The following is a 23,158-nucleotide window of genomic DNA, read 5'->3' as shown; positions in this document are numbered from 1 at the left end:
TCGCCCAAGTCGCCTCCGCCGCCGACGACACCCGCCACGGCGCCCACAACACCCTCGAGTCCGCCACCGCCCTGGCCACCATGGCCACCGAGCTCAAGGCCCTCGTGGCCCGCTTCCAGGTCTGAGGAGGAGACGACGCCGGGGTCGGGTGACCCGACCCACACGAGGAATGGTTGTCGGGGACAACGGTCGGGGATACCGTTGCCCCCGACAACCTTCTACCCGTCGTGAAGCGAGCAGACCCCGTGACCCAGACGTCCCCGTCCACCCCGGCCTCCCCGGCGGCCCCGCCCGTGGCGGACGCTCCGATGACGCACCGCCAGATCCTGGAGGCCATGAGCGGCCTGCTGCTGGCGATGTTCGTGGCGATGCTCTCCAGCACGGTGGTCACCAACGCGCTGCCCACCATCGTCGCCGACCTCGACGGCAGCCAGACCGGCTACACCTGGGTCGTCGTCGCCACGCTGCTGGCCATGACCGCCACCACCCCGATCTGGGGCAAGCTGGCCGACCTGTTCAGCAAGAAGCTGCTGGTGCAGCTCGCGCTGGTGGTCTACTCGGTCGGCTCGCTCATCGCCGCCTTCGCGCCGTCGATGGAGGTGCTGATCGGCTCCCGCGTCATCCAGGGTCTCGGCGTCGGCGGCCTGACCGCGCTGGTGCAGGTCGTCATCGCCAGCATGGTCTCGCCGCGCGAGCGCGGTCGCTACTCCGGCTACATCGGTGCCACGTTCGCGCTGGCCACGGTCAGCGGGCCCCTCATCGGTGGCCTGATCGTCGACTCGCCCCTGGGCTGGCGCGGCTGCTTCTTCGTGGGTCTGCCCGTCGCCGCGCTCGCCTTCGTGCTGCTCCAGAAGACCTTGCACCTGCCCGTCGTGCGCCGCCAGGTCTCCATCGACTACCTCGGCGCCACCCTCATCATGGCCGGCGTCAGCATCCTGCTGATCTGGGTCAGCCTCGCCGGCAACCAGTTCGCCTGGGCCTCGGCCACCACCGCCGCCATGGTCGTGGGCGGTCTGCTGGTGATCGCCGCCGCCCTCTACGTCGAGGGCCGGGTCGCGGCGGAGCCGATCATCCCGCTGCACCTGTTCAGGGACCGCACCATCGCCCTGGCCACCGTCGCCTCCACCCTCATCGGCGTGGCGATGTTCGGCTCCACCGTCTACCTCAGCCAGTACTTCCAGGTCGCCCGGGGCATGAGCCCCACCGAGGCCGGCCTGATGTCGATCGCCATGGTCGGCGGCCTGCTGGTCTCCAGCATCGTCACCGGCCGGATCATCTCCGAGACCGGCCTGTGGAAGCGCTACCTCGTCGGCGGCATGGTGCTGGTCGTCGTAGCCCTGGGCCTGCTCGGCACCATCGACGACACCACCAGCCTGGTCGTCATCGGCCTCTTCATGGCCGTCCTGGGCGTCGGCCTGGGCGCCACGATGCAGAACCTCGTGCTCGCGGTGCAGAACAACGTGGCGCTCAAGGACATGGGCGCCGGCAGCTCCGTCGTCGCCTTCTTCCGCTCCCTCGGTGGCTCCGCCGGCGTCTCGGCCCTCGGCGCGCTGCTGAGTGTGCAGGTGGCCGACAAGGTCGCCAGCGGCCTCGCGGCCATCGGCGTGAGCGGGGGCAGTGAGACCGAGAGCCACTCCATCCCCGACCTGGACACGCTGCCCGGGCCGGTGCGCGAGATCTTCCAGTCGGCCTTCGGTGAGTCCTTCGGCCACCTGTTCCTCGTCGCCACGCCCTTCGCGGTGCTCGCCCTGGTCTGCGTGCTCTTCATCGAGGAGGTGCCGCTGCGCACCACCAACGACCTGGTGCCCGACACGGCGCCCGGAGCCGACGAGGGCAGCGACCTGCTCGAGGCCTCGACGCGCCGGGCGGCCGGTGCCGCCACCGGCGCCGACACCACGCCCGGGTCGCTGGTCGAGCGCGAGCAGCCCACTACGCTGCGGTCCTGATGACCGCGCGCACGGAGCACCTGATGAAGCTCGAGCAGGAGGTCGGCGTGCTGATCCGCCGGGTCCGCCGCGTGATCGGCGAGCGCGCGCTCGCCGTCCACGAGGAGCTGCAGCCGGCCTCCTACCTCATGCTCAGCTACCTCGCCGACCACGGCGCGATGCGCTCCTCGTCGATGGCGGAGGCCTTCCACATCGACAAGGGCGCCATCAGCCGCCAGGTGCAGCACCTCGCCGACCTGGGTCTCGTCGAGCGCACCCGCGACCCCGAGGACGGCCGGGCCTCGCTGGTCGCCGCGACCGACGAGGCGGTGCGCCGCCTCACCGACGTGCAGGAGCACCGCCGCAAGTTCCTCGACGAGCGGCTCGGCGACTGGGACGAGAGCGAGCTGGCGGCCTTCGCCGAGGTCCTGCACCGCTACAACAGCGCGCTCAACCAGCCGACCGACCGCTGAGCGAAGGCACGCGGGCCGCCGACCCCGGCGCGGGGTCGGCGGCCCGTGGCCTGCCGCTCAGTCGCCGGTGGTGAGCCAGACCGCGGTGTCGACCGGCAGCAGGTCGGAGACCGGACCGCTGCTGGCCACGACGTCGCCGGCGGGGCGGGTCACCGGCGTCGCGCCGCAGTTGACCACGACGGTGAGCGGGCCACGACGGAAGGCCAGCACGTCGCGGCCGAGGTCGAGCAGCTCGACCTCGTCGCCCGCGGTCTCGGCGAAGGCGCGGCGTGCCGCGAGCGCCTTCTGGTAGAACGCCAGCGTCGAGTCGGGGTCGGCCTGCTGGGCGGCCACCGTCAGCGGGGCCCAGTCGTCGGGCTGCGGCAGCCACGGCTGGGCGTCGCCGGGGCCGAAGCCGTAGGGGGCGGCGTCGCCGCTCCACGGCACCGGCACGCGGCAGCCGTCGCGGCCGACCTCGCCGGTGCGGAACCACGACGGGTCCTGGCGGTGCTCGGGCTCGACGTCGACCTGCTCCAGGCCCAGCTCCTCGCCCTCGTAGAGGTACGACGAGCCCGGCAGCGCCAGCATCGCCAGGGTCGCGGCACGCGCCCGCGCCAGGCCGACCGCACCGCCGCCGTAGCGGGTCACGTGGCGCACGACGTCGTGGTTGCTCAGCACCCAGGTGGGGCTCGCGCCCACGCCGGAGAGGGCCTCGAGGGTGCCGGTGACGACCGACGCGAACTCCTCGGCCGACCAGGGGGCCAGCAGCCAGGAGAAGTTGAAGGACTGGTGCATCTCGTCGGGGCGCACGAAGCGGGCCATCGACTCGGCCGACTGCGTCCAGGCCTCGGCGACCATCATCCGGTCGCCGTCGTAGGAGTCGAGGACCGTGCGCCAGCGGCGGTAGACCTCGTGCACCTCGGGCTGGTCCCACATCGGCTCGTCGCGCATGGTCCGCTCGACCATGCTGGAGACCGCCTCGGGGTTGATCTCGCCGCTGGCCGGGGTGTCGCCCTCGTCGACGACCTGGTCGCGCAGCGACTCCTCCTTGACCAGGCCGTGGGCCACGTCGACCCGGAAGCCGTCGACGCCGCGGTCGAGCCAGAAGCGCAGGACGTCCTCGAACATGTCGCCGACCTCGGGGTTGCGCCAGTCGAGGTCGGGCTGGGTGGAGTCGAAGAGGTGGAGGTACCACTGTCCGTCCTCGACCCGCGTCCAGGCGGGCCCGCCGAAGACCGAGCTCCAGTTGTTCGGCGGCTGCGAGCCGTCCTCGCCCCTGCCCTCGCGGAAGAGGTAGCGGGCGCGCTCCGCGCTGCCCGGCCCGGCGGCCAGGGCGGCCTGGAACCACGCGTGGGCGTCGGAGGTGTGGTTGGGCACGAGGTCGACGATCAGCTTGAGGCCGAGCTCGTGCGCGGTGGCGACGAGACGGTCGGCGTCCTCGAGGGTCCCGAAGAGCGGGTCGATGTCGCGGTAGTCGGCCACGTCGTAGCCGTGGTCCTTCTGCGGCGAGGTGTAGAAGGGCGAGATCCACAGCGCGTCGACGCCGAGGTCGCGCAGGTAGGGCAGCCGCGAGGTGATGCCCGGGAGGTCGCCGACGCCGTCGCCGTCGCTGTCGGCGAAGGAGCGGGGGTAGACCTGGTAGATGACGGCGTGACGCCACCACTCCGGGGCCTCGGAGCTCTTTGGATCGTTCAAAGTCATGTCCACAAGTCCATCACACGATCCGGCCCCGTGCCCAGCCCTCGCGCCCGGGCCGGGCGGCCCCGTGGTCAGCGGTCCTTGATCGCCCCGTAGCGGTCCAGCGCCTCCAGCCGCTCCGCCTTGTGGTCGACGATCGGCTCGGGGTAGCCCGCCGCCTCCCGGTCCTGCGAGGACGGCTCGTGCGGGTCGGCGGCGTCGGCCAGCTCCGGCACCCAGCGGCGCACGTAGTCCGCCTGCGGGTCGAACTTGCGGCCCTGGGTCGTGGGGTTGAAGACCCGGAAGAAGGGCGAGGCGTCGGTGCCGCTGCCGGCGGTCCACTGCCAGCCGTGGTTGTTGCTGGCCAGGTCGCCGTCGACGAGCCAGTGCAGGAAGTGGCCGGCGCCCAGCTGCCACTCCAGGTGCAGGTCCTTGACCAGGAAGCTCGCGGTGATCATCCGCACCCGGTTGTGCATCCAGCCGGTCGCCCGCAGCTGGCGCATGCCGGCGTCGACGATGGGGAAGCCCGTGCGGCCCTCCTGCCAGGCGGCGAGCTGCTCGCCGGGGGAGTCGTAGGCCATCCGGGCGTACTCCGGCTTGAGGTACTCGCGCGCCGTCTCGGGGCGCCGCGCCAGCACGTCGGCGTAGAAGTCGCGCCACGCCAGCTCGGTGCGGTAGGTCGCCGCGCCCCGCGAGCGGCGCTGCGCCAGGTCGGCCAGCAGCGTGCGCGGGTGGACCTCGCCGTACTTGAGGTGCACCGACATCCGGCTGGTGCCCTCCACCCCGGGGCGGTCGCGGTCGTCGTCGTAGTCGTCGACGCGGTCCAGGAACTCCTCCCAGCGGGCGCGGGCGGCCCTCTCCCCGGCCTCGGGCAGCTCGAGCCCGGCGGGGAGGTCGGGGTCGGGCACGTCGGTGGTGCCGTCCTCGAGCTCGACCCAGCCGCCGCCCGACGGCGGGTCGACCGGCGCCCGCCAGCCGTGGTCGTTCCAGGCGCGGGAGAAGGGCGTGAAGACCTGGTAGGCCTTGCCGGAGCCGTTGACGACCCGCCCCGGCGCCACGGCGTACGGCGAGCCCGTGCGCACCAGCTCGATCCCGGCCTCGCCGAGCGCCTCCTCCACCCGCTCGTCGCGCGCGCGGCCGTAGGGCCCGAAGTCGGCCGCGACGTGCACGCGCCGCGCGCCGACCGCCTTCGCGGCCAGCACCACCCGTCGCACCGGGTCGCCCCGCACCACCGAGAGCCGCGTGTGCCGCTGCCGCAGCTGCGCGTCGAGGGCGCGCAGCGACGCGCCGAGGTAGGCGCGGCGGCTCGGCCCGGCCGGGCCCCACAGGTGGGGGTCGAGCACGAAGAGCGGGAGCACCGCCCCGTCGGAGGCGGCCTCGAGCAGCGCGGGGTTGTCGCCCAGGCGCAGGTCGCGGCGGAACCACATCACGGAGGTCGTCGAGTCAGCCACCCGGCGACCCTGCCACCCCCGCGTCGCCGTGGCCTCCCCCCTCCGGTCCCGTTCCGCCGCGCCGGGCGCCGGTCGGGACGAGGTGCGCGATGAGGGACAATGGGGGTGTGAGCGACCTCATCGACACCACCGAGATGTACCTGCGCACGATCTACGAGCTCGTCGAGGAGGGCATCGTCCCGCTGCGCGCGCGGATCGCCGAGCGGCTGCACCAGAGCGGCCCCACCGTCTCGCAGACCGTGGCGCGCATGGAGCGTGACGGCCTGCTGACGGTGCAGGGCGACCGCCACCTCGAGCTGACCGAGGAGGGCGACCGGCTCGCCACCCGTGTCATGCGCAAGCACCGCCTCGCCGAGCGGCTGCTCATCGACGTGATCGGCCTCGACTGGGAGCTGGTGCACGAGGAGGCCTGCCGCTGGGAGCACGTGATGTCGGAGACCGTGGAGCGCCGGCTGCTGGAGCTGCTCGACCACCCGACCGAGTCGCCCTACGGCAACCCCATCCCGGGCCTGGAGGAGCTGGGCCAGAGCCGGGTCGGGGAGGAGTTCATGGCCGGGGTCGAGTCGTTGGCCGACGTCGCCTCCGCCGAGGAGGGCCGCGTGCTCGTGCGCCGCATCTCCGAGGAGATGCAGAAGGACGAGGCGCTGATGAGCGCCCTGCGCCGGGTCGGCGCCCTGCCCGACAAGACCGTCACGGTGGTGCAGACCGGCGAGGGCGTGCTGGTCGGCTCCGGTGGCGAGACCGCGGAGGTCCTCCTCGACGCCGCCGACCACATCTTCGTCAAGCGCCTCTGAGCCTCGGCCGTCGTCGACCGGGCCGTCCCCGCACCGCGGGGATGGCCCGTTGCTTTACCCCCGTGCTGCGGAACGCGCACCACCTGCGGTGTCGGGTGGCCGAAATCGCGGCGCGCTCAGGGGCGGGCGGGCATGATGGTGCTCGACGCACGACTCTCGGAGCACTGGTCCAGACCGGTGCGGTGCGCCGTGACCGCCGGCGTCCCCCCTCGTTGTCCCTGCACACACGCACACGCCTGGACCTGAGGGAGGTCGCCATGAGCATGGCGAGGGGAGTGCTCGAGATGGAGCTCGTGGAGGTGCCGGCGACGGCGCTCGAGCTCGGTGTGCTCGAGGGAGACATCGTGGTCAGCCACGTCGGCACGCGCCTGACGCGCGGCCTGGAGATCGACGAGGAGGTCGTCGTGCTCACCGCCGACGGCGAGTTCCTCAGCGCCCGCGTGGTCGACCTGGAGTTCGACCTGGCCGACACCCGCTACGTCCTGCGCCGCGGCGTGCGGATGCCCCCCGAGCTGGCCTGGGAGCGCCTCGAGCAGGGCGACGGCCTCGCGCCGCGCGGCCCCGCCGCCGGGTCGGGCGAGTCGGTGCAGTCCCTGCTCGACCTGCTGGGCGACCTGCGCGACCGCGACCAGCGCGACTGACCGGGCGCAGGGTCCGACCGCGGCTCCGGCCCGGGACTCAGCCGACGCGCCGCGCGGCGAGGTCGGCCAGGAAGCCCGAGCACCCGGCCTCCACGGCGTACGTCGCGAGCGCGTCGCCGCGCGTGGCGCCGCGGTTGACCACGACCACCGGGGTGCCGGCGCGCGCCGCCCGGCGCACGAACCGGAACCCGCTCATCACCGTCAGGCTCGACCCGACGACCAGCAGCGCACCTCCCGCGCCCAGCGCGTCGACGGCGTCGTAGCAGCGCTGCACCCGCGGGGCCGGCACGTTCTCGCCGAAGAACACCACGTCGGGCTTCAGGGTGCCGCCGCAGTCGCAGTCGGGCACGACGAAGGACTCCGTGAGCGACGCCTCGAGCTCGACGTCGCCGTCGGGCCGGGTCTCGGCGTCGTCGTGCCCTGCGCCGAAGTCGGGGTTGAGGGCGCTGAGCCGCTCGTGCAGCGCCGCGCGCGAGGTCGTGCGGCGGCAGCCCAGGCAGACCACGTCGGCGATCCGTCCGTGCAGGGCCACCAGCCGCGGGCTGCCCGCACGCTCGTGCAGTCCGTCGACGTTCTGGGTGATCAGCAGGTCGGGGTCGACCTCGACGAGCGCGCGGTGCCCGGTGTTGGGGTCGGCGTGACGCATCCGGCCCCAGCCCAGGTGGCTGCGGGCCCAGTAGCGGCGGCGGGCCTCGGGGGTGGCCACGAACTCCTGGTAGGTCATCGGGGTGCGGGTCGGCGCCTGCGGCCCGCGGTAGTCGGGGATCCCGGAGTCGGTGGAGAGCCCGGCGCCGGTCAGCACGACGAGGTCGCGGTCGGCGAGCAGGTCGAGCGCGGCGGCACGGGTGGCCGGGTCGTGGGCGGCCGCGTCGGGGTCGCGCTGCTGCGACGGGGAGGTCGCGGCGGGGGAGCGGGTGGGCAGCAGGCTCACCGGGCGTACCTCACCTCGGCCCGCGCACGCGCCTTGGCCGCCTCGACCTCGCGGTCCTTGGGCGGCGCGGCGGTCACGAGGTCGTCGAGGAGGTGCTGGGTCAGGTGGGCGATCTCGCGCACGGCGCGGTCGAAGGCCTCCTGGTTGGCCTGCGAGGGCTTGGAGCTGCCGCTCACCTTGCGCACGTACTGCAGCGCCGCCGCCGTGACCTCGTCTCGCGTGGCCGGCGGCTCGAAGTTGTGGAGCTGGCGGATGTTGCGGCACATGCGACGAGCCTACGCCGCCCTCAGCGGGCCGGCGGCTGCTCGGAGCCCGGTGCCGGACCGGGCACGGGGGCGAGCCGGGCCGCGTCGAGCAGGGTCGTGGACCGGTCGGTGAGCAGCACGACGCGGCGGTCGGCCAGCAGCACCGTGCGCACGCCGCGGGCCTCGGTGCCACGCGGCAGGGGCAGGGTGCGGGCCGAGACGCGACCGTCGGCGAGCGTGACCACGGCCAGGTGCGGTCGGGTGCGTCCTGGTCCGTAGACCACGCTCAGCGCGGTCCGGGCACCGGGCAGCCAGGTCAGCTGCCGCGGGTCGACCGACGCGCCCAGCGTGGTGCCGGCGGCGAAGTGGTGGACGCCCAGGGGGCGGGGGTCCGCGAGGTCGCCCAGGTCGAAGAGGCCGACTTGCGCACCCCACGCGCCGCGGTCGGGCCCCTCGCCGATCCCCAGCAGCCGGCGCGGTCCGAGCGGGTGGAGGTGGGCGGAGAACCCGGGCACCGTCAGGGTCCCGAGCAGCCGCGGCCGGTCGGGGTCGGAGAGGTCGACGGTGTGGAGCGGGTCGACCCGGCGGAAGGTCACCACGATCGCGAGGTCGTCGAACCACCGCACCGACTCGATGCTCTCGAAGCGGCCCAGCCCGTCGACCCGGCCGGCCTCGACGAGCCGGTCGCCGTCGCGGCGCAGGGTGGCCACGGCGTTGGCCGGCCCGGTGCCCTGGGCCGGTCCGAGGGCCAGGCGGAGCACCCCGTCGACCTCGTCCATGGCCCACCGGTCGGCGAGGGCGCCGAGCACCTCGCCGGAGGCGACGTAGGAGGTGGAGACGCCCTCGAGGTCGAGCTCGTGCACCGTGGTGAGGCCGGCGCCGGCCGCGCCGGTAGGGTCCCAGCCCGCCCAGGCGGGGGCGGTGGCGACGTAGAGCCGCTCGTCGGAGGCGTAGGCGAGGTCGGTGTCGACCAGCAGGCCGGAGCCGCTCGGGTCGACCAGGCTCCGCGCCGCCGACTCCGGGGTGGCCGCGTCGAGGCCGAGCACCGCCAGCGTGCCGAGACCGGCCTCCTGCGACGGCACGGCGACGTCGTCGCAGGCCACGGTGGGCGCGGTGGTCGACGCGCCGTCGGCCGCCAGGTCGTCCACGGTGGCCCCGGGCAGCCAGTCGGCCGCGGTGGCGGCGCGCACGACCTCGCGGTTGGCCAGGGTGGCCGCGGTCCTCCCGCCCGCGCGGCGCGGCGTGGTGAAGGGCAGGTCCGGCCGGCCGGAGGACAGCACGAGCCGCACCACCGTGCCGTGCTGCACCGCCCGCACGAGCCCGGCGTCGTACGCCGTCGACGCGGTCACCCGCGGGTCGGTCGGGTCGGAGACGTCGACGGTCAGGACCCTGGTCGACGTCGCGATCGAGGTCGAGGCCGGCGTGCCGGCGATCCGCGGGGTGGTCGCCGCGCCCCGGTCGCGACCCACGACCACGACGGTGTCGCCCACCAGCAGCAGCTCGGGGTCGACCAGCGACGTCGCGGTCAGGTCGAGCGAGCCGAGCCCGACGACCGCCGAGCCGCCCACGTCGTGGGTGCTCAGCGTGCCGCCGGCGACGCGCACCAGCAGGGAGCCCTCGGTCTTGACGGTGTCGGGCTCGTCGACGCCGGCCTCCTGCACCGTGGTGCCGGTGGCGCTGGGGTCGGCCCGGGTCATGCCCGCGGTCGGGCCGCTCGCCGCCCGGGCCGACGCGGCGAGCTCCGGCGCGCCGTCCCGCGCCGCGAAGAAGGGCGAGTCGAGGAAGAAGTACGGGTCCTCCCAGCCGTGGGGGCCGACGAGGTCCTCGCCCAGGTCGGCGTACGCCGCCGCGAGGTCGGCGCACGAGTCGGCGGGCACGAGGTCGCCGCCGAGCCAGGCGGCCCGTGCGGCCCCGTCGCCGGTGGTCCGGAGGCCGGCGGTCCCGAGGTCGGGGCCGGCCGGGCCGGCGGGCCCGTCGCCCGCCGGCGCTGCGCCGCACCCCGCGGCGAGCGCGCCGGTGAGCAGCACGGCGAGCAGCGTCGCGACCGTGGGGCCGGGCCGCCCGGCGCGGGCCCGACGGGGCGCGACGACGGGACGGAGGAGGCGGGGCGTGGGGGTGACGGGCACGGGGCTGTGACGGCGGGCGGCCCGTGCTGGTTCCCGGCGACGACGCGGTGCGAGGATGACGGGCATGCCCGACTCCCGCGAGCTCGACCTCGTCCTCTTCGGCGCCACCGGCTTCACCGGGGGCCTCACCGCCGAGTACCTCGCCCGCACCGCGCCCACCGGGCTGCGCTGGGCCCTGGTGGGTCGCAGCCGCGACAAGCTCGAGCGCGTGCGCGCCCGCCTGGTCAGGATCGACCCCGCCCTCGCCGACCTGCCGCTCCTCGAGGCCGACGCCACCGACGCCGCGGGCCTGGCCGACCTGGCGGCGCGCACGAAGGTGGTCGTCACCACCGTCGGGCCCTACCTCCAGCACGGCGAGCCGCTGGTGCGCGCCTGCGCCGAGGCCGGCACCGACTACGTCGACCTGACCGGCGAGCCGGAGTTCGTCGACCGCATGTACGTCGCCCACCACGTCACGGCTGCCCGCACCGGTGCCCGGATCGTGCACGCCTGCGGCTTCGACTCGATCCCGCACGACCTCGGTGCGCTCTACACCGTGCAGCAGCTGCGGGCCAGCGGCCCGGTGGCCATGCGGGGCGTGGTCCGCGCCAGCGGCATGGTCTCGGGCGGCACCTTCCACTCCGCCATCGGCGCCTTCGCCCGGGCCAAGCAGATGAGCGAGGCCCTCAAGGCCCGCCGCCGTGCCGAGCCGCGGCCCGAGGGCCGCTCCTCGCGCGCGGTCGCTGGCAAGCCCCACCGCGACAAGGCCCTCGGTCTGTGGCTGCTGCCGATGCCCACCATCGACCCCCAGGTCGTCGCGCGCAGCGGGGCGGCGCTGGAGGCCTACGGGCCGGAGTTCCGCTACTCCCACTTCGCCGGCACCAAGACGCTGCGCTACGCCGCCGGCGGCGCGCTCGGCGTCTCCGCGATCGGCCTGGCCGCCCAGGTGCGCCCGCTGCGCAACGCGCTCCTCGGCCGGATCAAGCAGGGCGAGGGCCCCGACGAGAGCCGCCGTGCGCGGTCGTGGTTCACCGTCGACTTCGTCGCCGAGAGCGAGGGACGCTCGATCCACACCCGCGTGTCCGGCGGCGACCCGGGCTACTCCGAGACCGCGAAGATGCTCGCCGAGTCGGCGCTGTGCCTCGTGCTCGACGAGCTGCCCTCCACCGCCGGCTGCGTCACCACGGCCCAGGCGATGGGTGACGCGCTCATCGCGCGGCTGGTCGCCGCCGGCCTCACCTTCGAGGTCGTGGCCTGAGTCCCGCCTCGGCGGGGTGCGCCGGCGGCTAGGCCCACAGCGACCCGGGGCGGCCCCCGTCGAGGGTGACCACGCCGCCGTTGACGATCGCGGCGTGGGGCGAGCAGAGGAACGTCACCGCCGTCGCCACCTCGTCGGCGGTGATCGCACGCCCCAGGGCGTTGTCGGCGGCCTTGACCAGGTAGTCGCCGTCGTCGGCGTTGCGCTCGGTGACGGTGAGGCCGGGGTGCACGCACACGGCGCTGACGCCCTGCGGCCCGAGCTCGTCGGCGAGGTTCTTGGTGAGCGCCACGACGGCGATGTTGCGCACGGAGCCGGTGATCGAGCCGGTCTTGCGGGCGTTCATGCCGGAGACGTTGACGATCCGCCCGCCCCCGTCGAGCAGGTACGCCGAGGCCGCGCGCACGACGCGGGCGTAGCCCAGCGCCTTGGTGTCCATCTCCACCAGGAACTCCGCGTCGTCGAGGCCGGCCAGCCCCGGGGTGCGCCCGCCGCTGGCCCGCGGGGCGGCGGCGTTGACCACCACGTCGAGGCCGCCGAGCTCGCCCGCGGCGCGCTCCACCGCGGCCCGCACGGCGGCGTCGTCGGTGGTGTCGGCCTGCACCGTCACCGCCCCCTCGAGGGAGGCCGCGGCCCGCTCCAGCGCCTCGCCGTCGCGGGCCAGCAGCGCCACCCGCGCCCCCTCCGCGCTGAGGCGACGTGCCGTCGCCAGGCCGATGCCGCGGTTGCCGCCGGTGACGAGCGCTCGGGCGCCCGAGAGTCCCAGGTCCATGCGCCCGAGCCTAGGTCGCCGCTGCCAGCGCGGCGCCGCGCTCGGGCCCGGACGGCCGGACCGCCGGTGGCGCCCCAGGGCAGGAGTCGAACTTGCGACCTTTCGCTTCGGAGTCCGCGCGACAGGTCTGCGCCGGTCCACCGAGGTCTGTCCCGGTCCTGACCGTGTTCTCTACGTTCCGCTGGTAGGTCGCCGGTTCCACTCGCTTCAGCCTCCGACCAGGAGGAACGCGCGGAGCGGTCCCTGATCCGAGGCTAGTAGCGCGCTCGTAGCGCGGCGAGCCGACCCATTCTGGCCTGAACACCCCTTGGCCTCAGGTGGACCGCCGAGCGTAAGCCGGTCCAGTAGAGTGGTAGGCGAGCCGGTCGTCCCGGGGACAACTGAACATCACGCACGACCCGTACTGGCGGCGCACGTGCCGTACGGTCGGGCTGCCGGAATCGGTGCGGGTGTACGACCTCCGACACTTCCACGCAAGCACGCTGCTGGACGCGGGCATGAGCATCAAGGACGTTCAGGAGCGGCTCGGCCACGCCAACGCGACCATGACCCTGGATCGGTACTGGCACAGCCGAACCGACGGTGAGGCGCGCCGCCAGCGTGGCGCAGCAGTGGCCGCCGCGATGGGCCGCGATGTGATGGAGAACGTGACACCAATCGCGACCAGACGCTCAGGCCAAACTGGTTGAGCGACCGCCTAATGACTGTCGGGTGGGGGCTCTGACGGCGAGCCCGTTGAGGAGGAGGGAAGTGCCTTCCGCCGTCGCGCGCTAGGAAGGGGTCTCTCCCTCGCGAGTGCCTTGATCCCAAGGTCTGTCCGCACGACACGAACATACGCAGTCATGGCTTCGTACAACTCGGTGTGTGAGCCGCCACCCCACCCCCAGGAGTAGAACGCTCGGCTGCACACCTCCGCGGCGGCAAGGCCCGCATCGGAAGCATGGAATTGGAGCCGCACCAACGCGTTGTCTACGCGCTTGTTGCCCGCGTCGTACCCCATGTCGCCCGGGAGCCCGCCGGTTTGCTCTTCCAGTTCTAGTGTGGCCTGCTCTGCTGAGGCGAGAGTGGCATAGAACTCTTCATACGCCGTCTTGCGTTCGTCGTAGCGCGCCTGGCGCTCCTCGTGAAGCCGCGCCTGTTCGTCGCGCTTGTCCTGTGCTGCCTGCCGCCTGCTTTCGAGGTAGACGTTTGCGCCCGTCGCGAGTCCGCCCGCGCTCAGAGCAGAGAGCGCGGCGATGAGGGCACCCTGAACGGCTGGATCCATGTGACACACCCAAGCACAGGCGGCGGGACGCGGCGCGCGCCATCGCGCTTCGAGGCGAGTTGAAAGTCGCCATCATGGCGCACGCGCGACGTGGGGCTGGTATTGAGGCTTCGGCGTGTCGTGCCCCCGTCTGTCGGTGTTGGCAGCCACCATCGAGACAATCGAGAGGAAGGAGGTAGACACCATGGCTGGCAAGAAGCGCAGCGGCGGCGGTGGCAAGCGGGTTCGTTCCGCGATCACCGGTCGCTACGTCACTCCGGCTACGGGGCGGCGTCACCCCAAGACGACCGTGACCGAGTCAACCAAGAAGTAGGCAGGTACGTCGCTGTAGGCGGGGAAGCCGCGCAGCGTCTAAGAAGCCCCACCCGACCCGAAGTGCTAACGACACCTCGGTGCGAGTGGGGCTCTGCTGTATTCAACCAATTGACTTCAGTGTGCTGGTAGTGGGCTGCACTACCCGGTGCGGGCTCTGGCCTCGATACCTACGTTGGCGTGTTCCGCGCCGGGCTACCGCTGCGCGTAGTTACCCTCACCCCATATACGCGCGCAGGATGGAGACAGGCCGATGGGGGGTCTCTGGGCGCTGGAGCCTGCTACCGAGGCGAAGCACCGGCTGTACAAGCGATATCTCGACGCATGGTGGCCGATCATGCTGCAGCGGGCGCACGTCAGCCGCGTGACCTACGTTGACGCCTTCGCCGGGCCAGGCGAGTACGTCGATGGCCAGGAAGGCTCCCCGATCTTCGCGCTTGACCGGTTGTTGAGTCATGTGGCCCGCCCGCGCATGAACTTGACCAGGCAGCGGGTGACCCTGATCTTCATCGAAGAGAATCAGAAGCGACGTGACCACTTGGAGGCGTTGCTCGAAAAGCGGTTCGGGGCGCTTGATGAGTTGCCTGTGACTGTGCGCGTGGAGAAAGGCCGAGCCGAGCGCGACACCCTTCCCCTGCTTGACGAGACGAACGCGTGGGGCTCGCCCATCCTTGCCGTGTTCGATAGTTGGGGAAACGTCGGTGTGCCCTGGGTGGACCTCCGGAAGATTGCAAGCAATCCGTCTAGCGAGAACATCGTGACCTTCGGACCCAACTGGTTCAGTCGCCGGGAGAACCAAGAGCCAGAGAAGCTTGACCTCATCTTTGGCGGGCCCCAGTACTGGCAGCCGAGCAACGACGATCTGACGTCTACGGACCGATGGCGAGAATGGCTGGAGACTTACCGAGGCGCGCTTAAGCGGGCGGGTCACGAGTACGCCCTGACTTTTCAGGTGATGCCGCGCACTGGTCAGCCGTTGTATCTGGTCTACGGGACGGGGCATCCCTCGGGCGTGAAGGCGTTCAAGGATGCCATGTGGAAAGTGGATGTCTCCGACGGCATGCGCTTCAACGACCCACGCACTACAGCAGGCAAGCAGGCGGCCATGGCTGACCTACAGCCCTCGCTGTTCGATGCGCCCGATGACGTTCCCGATCCGGAGCTGCTCGGGTTCGTCGATGACCTCATGGACAAACCAGGGACCTCGGTTCAGGACGTGTGCGACTTTCTCATCCGTGAGACGTCACGCTGGCGTGAGACCGACGCGCGACCCGCGATTCGCCATCTGCTCGAAGAGGGCCGTATCGCCCGGAACCCGGCAAAGGGTCACTTGACTAGCACGACTCGGCTCCGACGAGTGACCTAGCCGACTAGTTCTGGCATCTCATCCCATGTGCGACCGTCGAGTTCGCGACCGCCTGCCTTGGCCCTGATGCCGCCCCACTGTTTGAAGAAGAACGGGGTGCGCTGGTCCACGCAGGTGTCCCGTAGATCCCGGAACCACTCAGGGTTGGCAGGCCGGGCATTGAATCCGCTCTCACCGCCCGCGATAACCCAGTCGATGCCTTCGAGGGGTATCTGCGGCAATGGTCCCAACAGTGGCTCGCAGGACAGGAACCGAACGGCTGCCGGAACCTTCGCCAAGTCGCGGATGCGGTCGTACTGCTCAGAGGACTCGACGCTCACCCCCATCCACACGTTGCGGGGCCAGTCCAGCTTGTCGGCTATCCGCGCCAAGCGATGCGCGCGCTTGGTCAGGACTTGATATGTATGGTGAGGAGTGTCGCCCATCACGTCAAAGACTTGCTTGATGAAGTCGATGGGGACCCGGGCGTGAAAGAGGTCGCTCATCGAGTTCACAAAGACGACACGCGGGCGCTTCCACGAATAGGGGATCGCGAGCGCGTCCGGATGAACGGTCACGCCAAAGCCTGGGCCGCTCGTGCGCGGGTCGCCATCGTTCTGATACTTGGGATTACCCATGGCTTTGAGCCGCTTGGACAGCGTCAGCGCGTAGCAGTTGTCGCATCCGGTCGAGACGCGGTCGCAACCGGTCGTGGGGTTCCACGTGGCCTCAGTCCACTCGATCGCACTCTTGTCGGCCATGAGCGCACTGTAGCCACTCTGAATGTCGAACACGTGTTCGAACTCGGCGCGTCGTCGATCTAACCCTTTGCGAGGGGGTGGGAGGTTCGGAGCGACCGCTGAGGGCCGTCAACGCGCGAGAGGCCGTTTGCACGCGTCCAGCGGGGCCTCCCCGCCTCTTAGTCGGTGCGGTTCAGGGTTGCCGGCGTTCTCGGTGGGGACGGACGCGAGCCGAACTCTGGCCGAAGCGGGGCGGGGCGACTCGGTACCGGTCCGGAGCGGCCTCCCGCGTCGGTTGGTAGCGCGGGAGTAGCGCGGCACGCGGATTCGACCAACCCGGTTCGCAGGCCGTACCCGCGCCGACCAGGCGAAACATTGGTGCCCCAGGCAAGAGTCGAACTTGCGACCTTTCGCTTAGGAGGCGGCTGCTCTATCCACTGAGCTACTGGGGCGGGCCGCGCGCATCGATGCGGACGACACCCACGGCGGGGAGCAGTTTGTCAGCCGAGCGTCGCAAGAACCAACGCGGCCCCGAAGTGCGGACGTGCGAGCGGTCGGTCGCGGACCGTGGGCCGGTCGTCTCGCCGCCCCTCGCGGCGCGGCGGCACGGGTCGCCGCTCGGCGCCACAGCGCTCCGCGGGTCTGACAGGCTGCCGCCGTGACCCCCACCGCCGCGCCGTACGCCGACGACGAGATCGTCGTCGTCGCCCTCACCGAGACGCACTGGAGCGCTGTGCAGGCGATCTACGCCGCCGGCATCAGGACCGGGCACGCCACGTTCGAGGCCGAGCCACCGACCTGGCGGCGGTTCGACCAGACCCGCCTCGCGGACCACCGCCACGTCGCCGTCGACCAGCAGGGCCGGGTCCTGGGGTGGACCGCCGCGTCCGCGGTCTCCGACCGTCGCGTCTACGCCGGCGTCGTCGAGCACGCGCTCTACGTCGACCCGGACGCACGGGGACGCGGTGTCGGGAGGCGGCTCCTCGAGGCGCTCGTGCAGTCGACCGAGGAGGCCGGGATCTGGACCATCCAGTCCGGGATCTTCCCCGAGAACGCTCCCAGCCTCGCCGTGCACCGCTCAGCCGGGTTCCGCCCCGTCGGCACCCGCGGACGCGTCGGACTGATGACCTACGGGCCGAGGGACGGGGAGTGGCGTGATGTGGTGCTCGTCGAGCGACGCAGCGAGAGGGTCGGGGCCTGACCGTACGCGAGCGCCGGTCGGGCGTCGCGGCCGAGCCTCGTGCTTCCGCGCGCCTCCTCATCGGGGTCCGCGACGGGCGGCACGGCGAAGTCGAGCGCCTCCGGCGCGGCGGTTGGGCGCGCGAGGTGATTTGGGTGTAACGCGGCTGCCGCCGCACACTAGGTCGACCCGTCTACCGTGGGTCCGCATCCCCGACTCCCGAGGTGACAGTGCCCGACCAGACCGAGCACGGCTCGACCGGCCAGCCCGACGTGGCGACTCCCGACACCGCCGTGACCCGCACCGGGAAGCGACGCGCACGACGACGCCGTTCCCACACGGTCCTCAAGGTCGTGCTCACCACGGTGCTCGTGCTCGCCATGGTGTCGGGGCTGTCGGTGACCTACCTCTACCGCCACCTCAGCGGCAACCTCACGGTGCTCGACATCGACGACCAGATCGTGGGCGAGCGCCCTGACAAGGTCGAGGTGGCCGGACCCCAGGAGCCGCTCAACATCCTCGTCATGGGCTCCGACAGCCGCGACGGGGAGGGCAACAACATCGACGGGCTCACCGGCGGCGGCGAGCGCTCCGACACCACGATCTTCCTGCATCTCTCGGCCGACCGCGAGCGCGCCTACGGCGTGAGCATCCCGCGCGACTCGATGGTCGACCGCGCCAGCTGCAAGACCGGCGACGGCGAGACCATCCCGGCAGCGTCCTACCAGATGTGGAACACCGCCTTCGAGCTCGCCGGGCCCGCCTGCACGGTGCAGCAGTTCGAGCACCTCACCGACATCCGCCTCGACCACTTCGTCGTCGTCGACTTCGAGGGCTTCGAGGACATGGTCGACGCCGTGGGAGGCGTCGAGATGTGCATCCCCGAGACCATCGACGACCGGGCCCACGGCATCTACCTCGAGGCCGGCACCCGCGAGCTCGAGGGCCGCGAGGCGCTCAACTACGTGCGCGAGCGCTACGCCGTCTCCGGCGGCAGCGACATCGGTCGCATGAAGCGCCAGCAGGCCTTCATCGCCTCGATGGCCCACACCGTGGTCTCGGCCAACACCCTGGCCAACCCCGCGCGGCTGCTCGGCTTCCTCGAGGCCGCCACCGAGTCGCTCACCCTCGACGACGACATGGGCAGCCTGGCCAAGATCGCCAAGCTGGGCTACGAGTTCCGCGACATCGGGCTGGACAAGATCCAGTTCCTCACCATCCCCAACACCGTCGACCCCACCGACCCCAACCGGTTGGTGTGGACCGACCAGGCCAACGACGTCTGGAACGCGCTGCGCAAGGACGAGCCCCTCACCAAGGAGCTCACCAGCAGCGCCATCAGCGCCGGCAACGTGCCCGGCACGACCGGGGCCGGCGGCTCCGGCGGCAGCGGTGGCGGCGGCGGGGCCGGCGCCGAGGCGAAGGCCGAGGAGCTGCGCGCCGCCGGTCTGTGCGCCTGATGGCGACCGCGGGCGACACGCCGGACAACCTCCCGGCCGAGACGGCGTGGCAGCGCCGCAAGCGCCTGGCCGAAATCTTCGGCGACGCGCTCCCCGAGACCACCCGCGACGAGCGGGACGCCTCGGGGGAGCGCGAGCGCCGCGACGGCGACACCTGGCTGCGCGAGCAGGTGCCGCCGCACCACGGGTCCTGACCGACGGGTCCCGGCCCGCCGGGCGGGCCGGTCCCGGCCCGGGTCAGGCGCCGGGGGTCTGCTGGCCCTTGAGCGCGTCGCGGATCTCGCGCAGCAGCATCGTGTCCTCGGGCGTGCCGGGAGGGGCGCTGGGGAAGTAGCGCTCCTTGGCCTTGGTGAAGGGCGTGACGATGAAGAAGTAGACGACCGCGGCCATGATCACGAACGAGATGAGCGCGGTCAGCCACGCGCCGACGGAGACGCCTCCCGGCTCGTACTCGGAGAAGTCGGGTGTGCCCCCGATCTTGCCGATCAGGTCCATCAGCACGTCGACGGTCGCGGTGACCACGGCGGCGAAGGCGGCGGCCATGATGAAGGCCGTGGCCAGCTCGACCAGGTTGCCGCGGAGCAGGAAGTTCTTGAATCCACCGAGCATGGGCTCTCCCTCGGGTGCGCGGGACGGGCCGGTCCCGCCCCCGGGCGGCACGCTAGCGGGCCCACGCCCAGGTGAGGAAGGTGCGCACGGCGGCGTCGGCCAGGCCCGCGACCAGTACGTCGGGGGCTGCGACCACCACCACGCGACCCGTCGTGCCCAGGCCCGATCCCGTCTGGCCGCCGGTGTCGGTCGCCGACCCGTCGCCCGGCAGCGCGACCACCTGGACGCCCGGCGCCACGACCCGGGGCTCGGCGCCCTGCGGGTCGGTGGCGATGAGGTCGATCCGGTCGCCCACGCGCAGCAGCCCGGCCATCTCGGCGTCGGGCAGCCGCACCGGCACCGCGGTGAGGCCCTCGGGGGCGAGGGCGGGCCCGACCAGGCGCACGTCGGTCACGGCCTCGCCGCGGCGCAGCGGTGCCGCGAGCACCCGCCCCACCGGGTCGGGCGCCAGGCCGGCCGGCTGCGTGCCCGGCACCTGCTCGACGCGCACCAGGTCGGCGGCGGTGAGCTCGGTGCCGGCCGGCAGGTCGTGCGCCGCCACGAGCAGCGGGCGGGTCGGCGCCGCCGGGGCGGTCGCTGCCCGGAGGCCGGCGACCACCGCGATCGCGGTCAGCAGCGCGGCGAGCACCCGGCGCCGGGCGAGCACGGCGCGTCGGACGGCGAGCAGCGACTCACGCCACCGGCGACGCGACGGGGCGTGGGGCCCGTCGGCGGCCGTCGTGCGTGACCGGTCGGCGACGGACGCGGGAGTCGGGGTCGAGCGCATGGCCCGACGCTAGGCCGGATCACCGGGCCGTGCGGCGGCCTCTCCACAGGCGCGGTGCGGGCCGGTCGGCCCGTGTCAGCTCGAGCTGGCGGCCGGCTTCGCGGACGAGGACGAGGACGACGACGAGGTCGACGGCGTGGAGGACGAGCCCGACGAGGACGAGCCGGAGTCCGACCCCTTCGACGAGCCCGACCCGCCCGAGGCGGCCGGCGCGGCGGGCGTGGTCGAGGACGACCCGGCGTCGGAGGAGGTCGTGGTGGAGCGGCTGTCGTTGCGGTAGAAGCCGGAGCCCTTGAAGACGACGCCCACGGCGTTGAACACCTTGCGCAGGCGCCCGTGGCACTGGGGGCACTCGGTGAGCGAGGCGTCGGAGAAGCTCTGGAACTGCTCGAAGGCGTGCCCGCACTCGGTGCAGGCGTACTGGTAGGTCGGCACGGTTCTCCCCGGTCGGACTCGACGGCTTCCGGGGGAGGGATTGGCACTCCGACCCGGCGACTGCCAATGCTACGCCAGGGCACAATGAGGTCCACCATGACCGACCCCGCCGCCCCGTCCTCGCCCGATCCGACCCAGGTCGGCCCGGCCTCGTGGCCGCGGCGCATCCGCCGGGCCTGGGCCTCCGGCTGGGGCGTCTTCCGCGGCCTGCCCCGCTCGCTGCGCGTCTCGACGTACGTCGTGGTGGGTCTCGTGCTGGTGCTGCTCGCGGGCCTGGTGACGGCCACGGTCGTGGTGCGCCGGCCCTTCCCGCAGACCACGGGCGAGGCCAGCCTGCCGGGCCTGGAGGGCGAGGTGGAGGTCGTGCGCGACGACCACGGCGTGCCGCAGCTCTACGGCGACTCGGTGGAGGACCTCGTGCGCGCCCAGGGCTACGTGCAGGCCCAGGAGCGCTTCTACGAGATGGACGTGCGCCGCCATGCCACCGCCGGCCGGCTGGCCGAGCTCTTCGGCGAGGCCGCCCTGGAGAGCGACCTGGTGGTGCGCACGATGGGCTGGCGCCGGGTGGCCGAGGAGGAGCTCGGCCTGCTCGAGCCCGAGACCCGCGCCGCGCTGGAGGCCTACAGCGAGGGCGTCAACGCCTACCTCGACCAGCACGACCCCTCCGAGATCGCGATCGAGTACACCCTGCTCGACCTCAGCGGCCTCGACTACCGCCCCGCCGACTGGACGCCGGTCGACTCCCTGGCCTGGCTCAAGGCCATGGCGTGGGACCTGCGCGGCAACATGTCCGACGAGATCGACCGGGTGCTCACCGCCGCCGACGTCGGCCCGGAGCGCGCTGCCGAGCTCTGGCCGCCCTACCCGTACGACGAGCACGCGCCGATCGTCGACCAGGGGGCGGTGGTGGACGACGTCTTCGAGCAGGACGCCGAGCGGGGCGGCTCCCGCAACCCGGTCCGCCCGCCGTGGCGCGCCGACCAGGTCGCGGCCCTGCGCGCGGTCGGTCGCGGTCTGGAGGACCTGCCGGCGTGGCTGGGGCGCGGCGACGGCGTCGGCAGCAACTCCTGGGTCGTCGACGGCGAGCACTCCACGACCGGCGCGCCGGTCCTGGCCAACGACCCCCACCTCGGGGTCGGGCTGCCCGGGGTCTGGATGCAGATGGGCCTGCACTGCCGCACGGTGTCGCCCGCCTGCGCCCTCGACGTCGCCGGCTTCACCTTCTCCGGGGTGCCGGGGGTGGTGATCGGCCACAACGCCGACATCGCCTGGGGCTTCACCAACCTCGGCCCCGACGTCACCGACCTCTACCTCGAGCGCATCGACGGCGACAGCTGGATCCAGGACGGCGAGCGCCGCCCGCTGCGCACGCGCACCGAGACCGTGGAGGTGCGCGACGGCGACGACGTCACCCTCGAGGTGCGCGCCACCGCCCACGGGCCGATCCTCTCCGACGTCTCCGGGGCGATCGGCCGGGTCGCCGACGCCGAGGCGGCCGACCCGCCCGGGGGAGCGGTGCGCGAGGGCGAGGAGCTCGCGGTGTCGCTGCAGTGGACCGCCCTGCGCCCGGCCCCGACCGCCGACGCGATCCTCCAGCTGAACCTGGCCACCGACTGGGACTCCTTCCGGGCCGCCGCCTCCTCCTTCGCCGTGCCGGCGCAGAACCTCGTCTACGCCGACCGCGAGGGCCACATCGGCTACCAGGCGCCGGGGCGGATCCCGATCCGCAAGTCGGGCAACGACGGGCGGCTGCCCGCCGCAGGCTGGCGCTCGGAGAACGACTGGACCGGTGACTACCTGCCCTTCAGCTCGCTGCCCCACGTGCTCGACCCCGAGGACGGCTTCGTCGTCACCGCCAACCAGGCCGTGGTCGCGCAGGACTTCCCCTCCTTCTTCACCGACGACTGGGACCGCGGCTACCGCTCCCAGCGCATCCGCGACGTGCTGGAGGACCGCTTCGCCGACGGCGGCACGGTGTCGGTGGGCGACATGACCGACCTGCAGCTCGACACCGCCAGCGCGCTGGGGCCGGTGCTCACGCCGTACCTGCTCCAGCAGCGGATGCCCGGCGGCTACTACACCGGCGGGCAGCGCCAGCTGCGCGACTGGGACTTCACCCAGCCCGCCGAGGGCCCGCAGAGCGCGGCGGCGGCCTACTTCAACGTCGTGTGGCGCACGGTGCTGCAGCAGACCTTCGACGACGAGCTCTCGCCCGAGGTGCGCCCCGACGGCGGCCAGCGCTGGTGGGCCGTCATGGAGCGGCTGCTGCGCGAGCCCCGGGACCCGTGGTGGGACGACGTCACCACCGAGGACGTGGTCGAGACCCGCGACGACGTGCTGCGCCAGTCGATGCTCGACGCCCGCGACGAGCTGACGCGCCTCGACGCCCACGACGCCGACGACTGGGAGTGGGGCCACCTGCACCGCCTCGAGCTGCGCGAGCAGACCCTCGGCGACTCCGGCATCGCGCCGGTGGAGTGGCTGGTCAACCGTGGCGGGTGGAAGGCCGGTGGCGGCGGCTCCGCGGTCGACGCCACGGCGTGGGACGCGGCCGAGGGCTACACCGTGACCGCGGCCCCCTCGATGCGGATGGTGGTGTCGCTGGCCGACCTCGACGACTCGCGGTGGATCAACCTCACCGGCGTCAGCGGCCACCCCTTCCACCCCCACTACACCGACCAGACCGACCTGTGGGCGCGCGGGGAGACCCTGGCCTGGGCCTTCAGCCCCGACGCCGTGCGCGACGCCGCCGACGACACGATGACGCTGGCGCCCGCCGAGGAGTAGACCGGAGAC

The 23,158-nt window shown here is 72.7% G+C and carries 22 protein-coding genes and 1 tRNA gene; 11 read left to right on the top strand and 12 right to left on the bottom strand.

From position 1 onward, the window contains the following. Nucleotides 1-308: 308 nt before the first annotated feature. Together IR170_RS11270 and IR170_RS11265 are read left to right on the top strand one after the other, a co-directional pair. A complete protein-coding gene (locus IR170_RS11270) occupies nt 309-1,946 on the top strand; it encodes an MDR family MFS transporter (protein ID WP_193663933.1) in 1,638 nt (545 codons plus the stop codon). Beyond that, entirely contained in the window at nt 1,946-2,398 is a 453-nt protein-coding gene (locus tag IR170_RS11265) for a MarR family winged helix-turn-helix transcriptional regulator (protein ID WP_227489023.1), read from the top strand. Before IR170_RS11270 ends, IR170_RS11265 begins: the two co-directional genes overlap by 1 nt. A 57-nt stretch (nt 2,399-2,455) precedes the next feature. Here IR170_RS11265 and IR170_RS11260 read toward each other — a convergent pair whose 3' ends face one another. Together IR170_RS11260 and IR170_RS11255 are read right to left on the bottom strand one after the other, a co-directional pair. After that, nucleotides 2,456-4,078, bottom strand: coding sequence for a glycoside hydrolase family 13 protein (locus IR170_RS11260; protein WP_193663931.1), 1,623 nt, complete (start codon nt 4,076-4,078; stop codon nt 2,456-2,458). A gap of 68 nt (nt 4,079-4,146) precedes the next feature. Then, the gene (locus IR170_RS11255) at nt 4,147-5,505 is read right to left on the bottom strand and encodes a cryptochrome/photolyase family protein (protein WP_319805030.1); all 1,359 of its coding nucleotides are present in this window, start codon (nt 5,503-5,505) and stop codon (nt 4,147-4,149) included. 107 nt (nt 5,506-5,612) lie between these two features. Here IR170_RS11255 and IR170_RS11250 point away from each other — a divergent pair, with 107 nt between their 5' ends. Further along, nucleotides 5,613-6,299: a metal-dependent transcriptional regulator gene (locus IR170_RS11250; RefSeq protein WP_193663929.1), complete on the top strand. Its 687-nt coding sequence runs from the start codon at nt 5,613-5,615 to the stop codon at nt 6,297-6,299. Nucleotides 6,300-6,556: 257 nt separating this feature from the next. Next, nucleotides 6,557-6,940 (top strand): hypothetical protein, encoded by a 384-nt coding sequence (locus tag IR170_RS11245; protein ID WP_193663927.1) that lies wholly within the window; start codon nt 6,557-6,559, stop codon nt 6,938-6,940. 37 nt (nt 6,941-6,977) lie between these two features. On the opposite strand, the gene IR170_RS11240 is transcribed toward IR170_RS11245, so the two are convergent. Genes IR170_RS11240 through IR170_RS11230 form a run of 3 tightly spaced genes read right to left on the bottom strand, consistent with a single transcriptional unit; the run spans nt 6,978 to nt 10,242 of the window. Further along, the gene (locus IR170_RS11240; RefSeq protein ID WP_319805029.1) at nt 6,978-7,871 is read right to left on the bottom strand and encodes an NAD-dependent protein deacetylase; all 894 of its coding nucleotides are present in this window, start codon (nt 7,869-7,871) and stop codon (nt 6,978-6,980) included. Beyond that, complete coding sequence (locus tag IR170_RS11235) at nt 7,868-8,137, bottom strand: DUF2277 domain-containing protein (RefSeq protein WP_056865708.1); 270 nt, start codon at nt 8,135-8,137, stop codon at nt 7,868-7,870. The genes IR170_RS11240 and IR170_RS11235 overlap by 4 nt, the downstream gene beginning before the upstream one ends. 20 nt (nt 8,138-8,157) lie before the next feature. Further along, nucleotides 8,158-10,242: a beta-propeller domain-containing protein gene (locus IR170_RS11230; RefSeq protein WP_193663924.1), complete on the bottom strand. Its 2,085-nt coding sequence runs from the start codon at nt 10,240-10,242 to the stop codon at nt 8,158-8,160. Nucleotides 10,243-10,306: 64 nt separating this feature from the next. Between IR170_RS11230 and IR170_RS11225 the strand changes: the two genes are divergently transcribed. Beyond that, nucleotides 10,307-11,479, top strand: coding sequence for a saccharopine dehydrogenase family protein (locus IR170_RS11225; RefSeq protein ID WP_193663922.1), 1,173 nt, complete (start codon nt 10,307-10,309; stop codon nt 11,477-11,479). A gap of 28 nt (nt 11,480-11,507) precedes the next feature. On the opposite strand, the gene IR170_RS11220 is transcribed toward IR170_RS11225, so the two are convergent. Next, nucleotides 11,508-12,251, bottom strand: a complete 744-nt coding sequence (locus tag IR170_RS11220; protein ID WP_193663895.1) for an SDR family NAD(P)-dependent oxidoreductase — start codon at nt 12,249-12,251, stop codon at nt 11,508-11,510. 380 nt (nt 12,252-12,631) lie between these two features. Between IR170_RS11220 and IR170_RS11215 the strand changes: the two genes are divergently transcribed. After that, nucleotides 12,632-12,940 (top strand): tyrosine-type recombinase/integrase, encoded by a 309-nt coding sequence (locus IR170_RS11215; protein ID WP_193664028.1) that lies wholly within the window; start codon nt 12,632-12,634, stop codon nt 12,938-12,940. Between the two features lie 8 nt (nt 12,941-12,948). On the opposite strand, the gene IR170_RS11210 is transcribed toward IR170_RS11215, so the two are convergent. Beyond that, nucleotides 12,949-13,515, bottom strand: coding sequence for a hypothetical protein (locus IR170_RS11210; protein ID WP_193663893.1), 567 nt, complete (start codon nt 13,513-13,515; stop codon nt 12,949-12,951). A gap of 565 nt (nt 13,516-14,080) precedes the next feature. Between IR170_RS11210 and IR170_RS11205 the strand changes: the two genes are divergently transcribed. Then, nucleotides 14,081-15,193, top strand: coding sequence for a three-Cys-motif partner protein TcmP (locus tag IR170_RS11205; RefSeq protein ID WP_193663892.1), 1,113 nt, complete (start codon nt 14,081-14,083; stop codon nt 15,191-15,193). On the opposite strand, the gene IR170_RS11200 is transcribed toward IR170_RS11205, so the two are convergent. Together IR170_RS11200 and IR170_RS11195 are read right to left on the bottom strand one after the other, a co-directional pair. Next, nucleotides 15,190-15,933, bottom strand: coding sequence for a DUF5131 family protein (locus IR170_RS11200; protein ID WP_193663890.1), 744 nt, complete (start codon nt 15,931-15,933; stop codon nt 15,190-15,192). The two genes, IR170_RS11205 and IR170_RS11200, sit on opposite strands and share 4 nt — an antisense overlap. Before the next feature lie 355 nt (nt 15,934-16,288). Continuing rightward, nucleotides 16,289-16,364: transfer RNA gene (locus IR170_RS11195), tRNA-Arg, on the bottom strand. A 206-nt stretch (nt 16,365-16,570) separates the two neighbouring features. Here IR170_RS11195 and IR170_RS11190 point away from each other — a divergent pair. The 3 genes from IR170_RS11190 (at nt 16,571) to IR170_RS11180 (ending at nt 18,746) form a co-directional block, all read left to right on the top strand. Then, nucleotides 16,571-17,113, top strand: coding sequence for a GNAT family N-acetyltransferase (locus IR170_RS11190; protein ID WP_319805028.1), 543 nt, complete (start codon nt 16,571-16,573; stop codon nt 17,111-17,113). A gap of 203 nt (nt 17,114-17,316) precedes the next feature. After that, nucleotides 17,317-18,552, top strand: coding sequence for an LCP family protein (locus IR170_RS11185; RefSeq protein ID WP_319805027.1), 1,236 nt, complete (start codon nt 17,317-17,319; stop codon nt 18,550-18,552). After that, a complete protein-coding gene (locus tag IR170_RS11180) occupies nt 18,552-18,746 on the top strand; it encodes a hypothetical protein (RefSeq protein WP_193663888.1) in 195 nt (64 codons plus the stop codon). The genes IR170_RS11185 and IR170_RS11180 overlap by 1 nt, the downstream gene beginning before the upstream one ends. 43 nt (nt 18,747-18,789) lie before the next feature. Here IR170_RS11180 and IR170_RS11175 read toward each other — a convergent pair whose 3' ends face one another. The 3 genes from IR170_RS11175 to IR170_RS11165 all read right to left on the bottom strand — a co-directional run bounded on the left by IR170_RS11175 (nt 18,790) and on the right by IR170_RS11165 (nt 20,362). After that, on the bottom strand, nt 18,790-19,161 hold the full coding sequence (locus tag IR170_RS11175; RefSeq protein ID WP_193663886.1) for an MscL family protein: 372 nt from the start codon (nt 19,159-19,161) through the stop codon (nt 18,790-18,792). A 52-nt stretch (nt 19,162-19,213) separates the two neighbouring features. Continuing rightward, nucleotides 19,214-19,927: an SAF domain-containing protein gene (locus IR170_RS11170; RefSeq protein ID WP_193663884.1), complete on the bottom strand. Its 714-nt coding sequence runs from the start codon at nt 19,925-19,927 to the stop codon at nt 19,214-19,216. A gap of 75 nt (nt 19,928-20,002) precedes the next feature. Next, nucleotides 20,003-20,362, bottom strand: a complete 360-nt coding sequence (locus IR170_RS11165; protein ID WP_193663882.1) for an FmdB family zinc ribbon protein — start codon at nt 20,360-20,362, stop codon at nt 20,003-20,005. Between the two features lie 96 nt (nt 20,363-20,458). On the opposite strand from IR170_RS11165, the gene IR170_RS11160 reads away from it, so the two are divergent. Beyond that, nucleotides 20,459-23,149 (top strand): penicillin acylase family protein, encoded by a 2,691-nt coding sequence (locus IR170_RS11160; RefSeq protein WP_193663880.1) that lies wholly within the window; start codon nt 20,459-20,461, stop codon nt 23,147-23,149. Nucleotides 23,150-23,158 lie beyond the last annotated feature (9 nt).

This window comes from Nocardioides kribbensis (genome assembly GCF_015070375.1).
In the GTDB taxonomy this organism is placed as follows: Bacteria; Actinomycetota; Actinomycetes; order Propionibacteriales; family Nocardioidaceae; genus Nocardioides; species Nocardioides kribbensis.
This window is presented reverse-complemented; position numbering and strand designations above follow the sequence as displayed.